Source organism: Bergeyella anatis (genome assembly GCF_036016955.1).
In the GTDB taxonomy this organism is placed as follows: Bacteria; Bacteroidota; Bacteroidia; order Flavobacteriales; family Weeksellaceae; genus JAYWXI01.
In genome coordinates this window covers 1-3,329 of record NZ_JAYWXI010000042.1, presented here as the reverse complement: position 1 = coordinate 3,329, position 3,329 = coordinate 1, and the positions used below count along the sequence as shown (strand labels likewise).

The following is a 3,329-nucleotide window of genomic DNA, read 5'->3' as shown; positions in this document are numbered from 1 at the left end:
ACTGAGGGTACTTTCAATGACCACCCTATCGGCAGTGATGGGTGCGAAAATATGGTTGATATGGGATAGAACGGTCAAAATCCCTGCGGTATTAACCGTTCCTGGCATATCGAATAGCACTACATCAATATCATAAGGCGTTTCTTTGATAAATTCTTCTGCCTTTTGAATCGCCTCATTGGATTTACAAGTGATAATTGGATAGGCTTTTTTGTTAATCTTACTGAATTGCTCGTGGGCTTTCTGTTTGAAATGTTCATTCTGCATCACGATTTTCAAATCCTGTTCCCGTAGATTACTGATACTATACTGTGGATAATCACAATCGAATACTACCACATTATAGCCCATTCGGTAATGAAGCAAACTGGCGACTAAAATAGTAAAACTAGTTTTTCCTACACCGCCTTTTTGGGTGGCAAAGCTGACAAATTTGGGTTCTTTTTTCATACTCATTTTTAATGGATATTTAATTTATGTACTTACTTATCTATATATTTATATGCAGACATATCTATCTATACATATACATATTTACTTACTCATATACATCTGTATTTAGGTACATTCGTACTTATGTAATTGAATACATAAGTATTTATACATTTACCTACATCTATACATCCATATCTACATAGTTGAATACATACCGATTTATAGATAGACATACTCACTTATGTACTTATTTACGCATATACTTACCTGCGCAAGTAGGTAGCTATGTAGGTATGCACATACATTTGTATGCACAAAGGAACACCAAATAGAAATATGGCTGAAATAGGCGGTATTTATTGGCATTTTGTGGCTCTTTATGGCACTTAAAAAATCATTGTCAGTCTATTGTTTATCCGTTGTTTTGTTATGAAAACAGAATAATGAGTAGCCTCAAAAAAAGACAGGAGTTTTTTATCAAAAATAAAAGCTATTCACAACACGAACGGTAGTGAGTGTTTTCTGTTCACCCGAACAGAGCAAGTTGTGTTTTGAGATGCTCAAAACCTTCTGAGCATCTCAAAACCAACTTGTCCTTGCAGGAGGCTAAAACCCCTCCGAAGTCGGGATTTTTTGATATTATAAATGGATTGTATATGGATAAAAAACATAAAGGAGGGCGTAAACCCAAAATAGATAAAGCTATTCATAGATATACTATTAGCTTTAATTCAGAAGAACACGAGAAATTTCTATCTCTATTTGAACAATCAGGTATGGCATACAAAGCTCGTTTTATCATTTCTGTCCTATTCAATAAAGAAATTAAAATGGTAAAAATTGATAAAACAGCCATTGATTTTTATATCAAACTCACCGAATTAAACGCTCAATTTAGAAAAATAGCCGTCAATTATAATCAAATAGTCAAAATACTTTACCGTCATTTTTCAGAAAAAAAGGCAGGGGCATACCTTTTTAAACTCGAAGAACAGACCAAAAAGTTAGTGGCTTTAAGTGAAGAAATCAAACAGGTTACACAAAATTTTGAGCAAAAACACTTAAAAAACTAAGTGATATGGTGGCGAAAATTGGACGAGGGAGTAATCTCTTAGGAGTGCTTTTGTACAATTATGAAAAAGTGGAAGATGATAATGGCAATATTCTACACGCACATCGTATGATACATCCTTTGGATGGACAATGGGATACTTCTGTTTTGGCTCGTTCGTTTGAACCGTATTTGATAGCCAACCAAAGAACCGAAAAACCAATCCTGCATATTTCTATCAATCCCGACCCCAAAGATGAAGTTTCAGACAATGATTTCAAAGAAATCGCTACCGAGTATATGCAGAAAATGGGATATGGCAATCAGCCTTTTGTGGTATTTAAACATACAGATATTGAAAGAACGCATATTCATATTGTTTCTGTTTGCGTAGATGAACAAGGCAAAAAAATCAATGATGCTTTTGAGAAACGAAAATCAATGCGAGTGTGTCGTGCATTAGAAGAAAAGTTTGGGTTGCAATCCGCCTTGGATAAAAAGGAAGGAGAAGACAAAGTCTTATTTCAACCTGTGGATTATCGCAAGGCAGATATCAAAAGTCAGTTGGCTTCTATTGTTCGTTATATCCCTCAGTATTATCAATTTCAAAGTCTGGGAGAATATACAGCCTTGCTCCAGCTGTTGAATATTGGTACCGAAAAAGTAGAAGGCGAATTACACGGAGAACATCGGAGAGGATTGGTGTATTTTGCTCTGGATGAAAACGGAGAAAAGGCGAGCAATCCCTTTAAATCCTCATTATTTGGCAAAAAGGCGGGACTTCCATCACTGGAAAAACAAATGGAACAACATAAGCCTCAATTAAACAAACAGGATAAATCAACGCTTAAACAACATATTAAAAATGCTTTAAAAACAACCCAAAGCAAGGCAGAATTTAGAAAGGCTTTAATACCGCATAAAATATCGGTGATTTTTCGTGAGAACGACCAAGGTAGATTATATGGTGTAACCTTTATCGACCACAATACCCGTTGTGTTTGGAATGGTTCACGACTAGGTAAAGACTTTTCAGCAAACTTTTTTCATCAATATTTTGCTGGACAGAATGACCAACAAATCACAGAACAGACCACAGAACAAAGTCAATTTAGTTATCCTGAAGAATTGAAAAACTCAAATGATAACAATTTCCAAGAAACCACCTATTACGAATATGAATACGATTACCTAACGATTAAGGCTTTATTCAGTCTTTTACCCGAAAATCAGGGAGTTGATTACGAAGAAGAAGCCTTTATCAATCGAATGAGGCGTAAGAAAAAGAAAGTTAAACAACGAAAAAAATAATTTTTCAATCAATCATTTTTTAATCTTTAAAATCTATATAAAAATGCAAAACGAAGACGATTTAAGAGGCTTGGCAAAAATAATGCAGATGATGCGTGCCGTAAGTGTTATTGTGGTGCTAATGCACCTCTATTGGTATTGTTATGGCTTTTTTGAACGGCAAGGCTGGACATTAAGTATTGTCAATAAGGTATTACAGAACTTTCAAAAACACCCCGGGTTATTCAATCATCAGCTGTACACAAAAATCTTTGCAGTTGTATTATTGGCATTGAGTTGTTTGGGGACAAAAGGCGTAAAAGATGAAAAAATTACTTGGCGACAAATTCATACCGCTTTGGCGTGTGGTATTTTGCTATTCTTTGGTAATTTTTGGATTTTGAATTTGCATCTGTCTTTTGGTATTCGAGCCATACTCTACATATTGACTACTTCCGCCGGATTTATATCGCTACTTATGGCTGGAGCTTGGATGAGCCGATTATTGAAAAGTAATCTTATGGAAGATGTTTTCAATATCGAAAACGAATCT

4 protein-coding genes are annotated in these 3,329 nt (G+C 35.1%); 3 read left to right on the top strand and 1 reads right to left on the bottom strand.

Annotation, left to right across the window (positions count from 1 at the left end):
* Positions 1–456 (bottom strand): ParA family protein (locus VQ048_RS11880; RefSeq protein WP_442872827.1); only part of this gene is annotated, 456 nt, incomplete at its 3' end.
* 635 nt (positions 457–1,091) lie between these two features.
* On the opposite strand from VQ048_RS11880, the gene mobA reads away from it, so the two are divergent.
* From mobA to VQ048_RS11865, 3 genes are all read left to right on the top strand, one after another.
* The gene (mobA, locus tag VQ048_RS11875; protein WP_327611882.1) at positions 1,092–1,508 is read left to right on the top strand and encodes a conjugal transfer protein MobA; all 417 of its coding nucleotides are present in this window, start codon (positions 1,092–1,094) and stop codon (positions 1,506–1,508) included.
* Between the two features lie 5 nt (positions 1,509–1,513).
* Positions 1,514–2,797, top strand: a complete 1,284-nt coding sequence (gene mobB, locus VQ048_RS11870) for a conjugal transfer protein MobB (protein WP_327611881.1) — start codon at positions 1,514–1,516, stop codon at positions 2,795–2,797.
* A 43-nt stretch (positions 2,798–2,840) separates the two neighbouring features.
* Positions 2,841–3,329 (top strand): YWFCY domain-containing protein (locus VQ048_RS11865; RefSeq protein ID WP_327611880.1); only part of this gene is annotated, 489 nt, incomplete at its 3' end.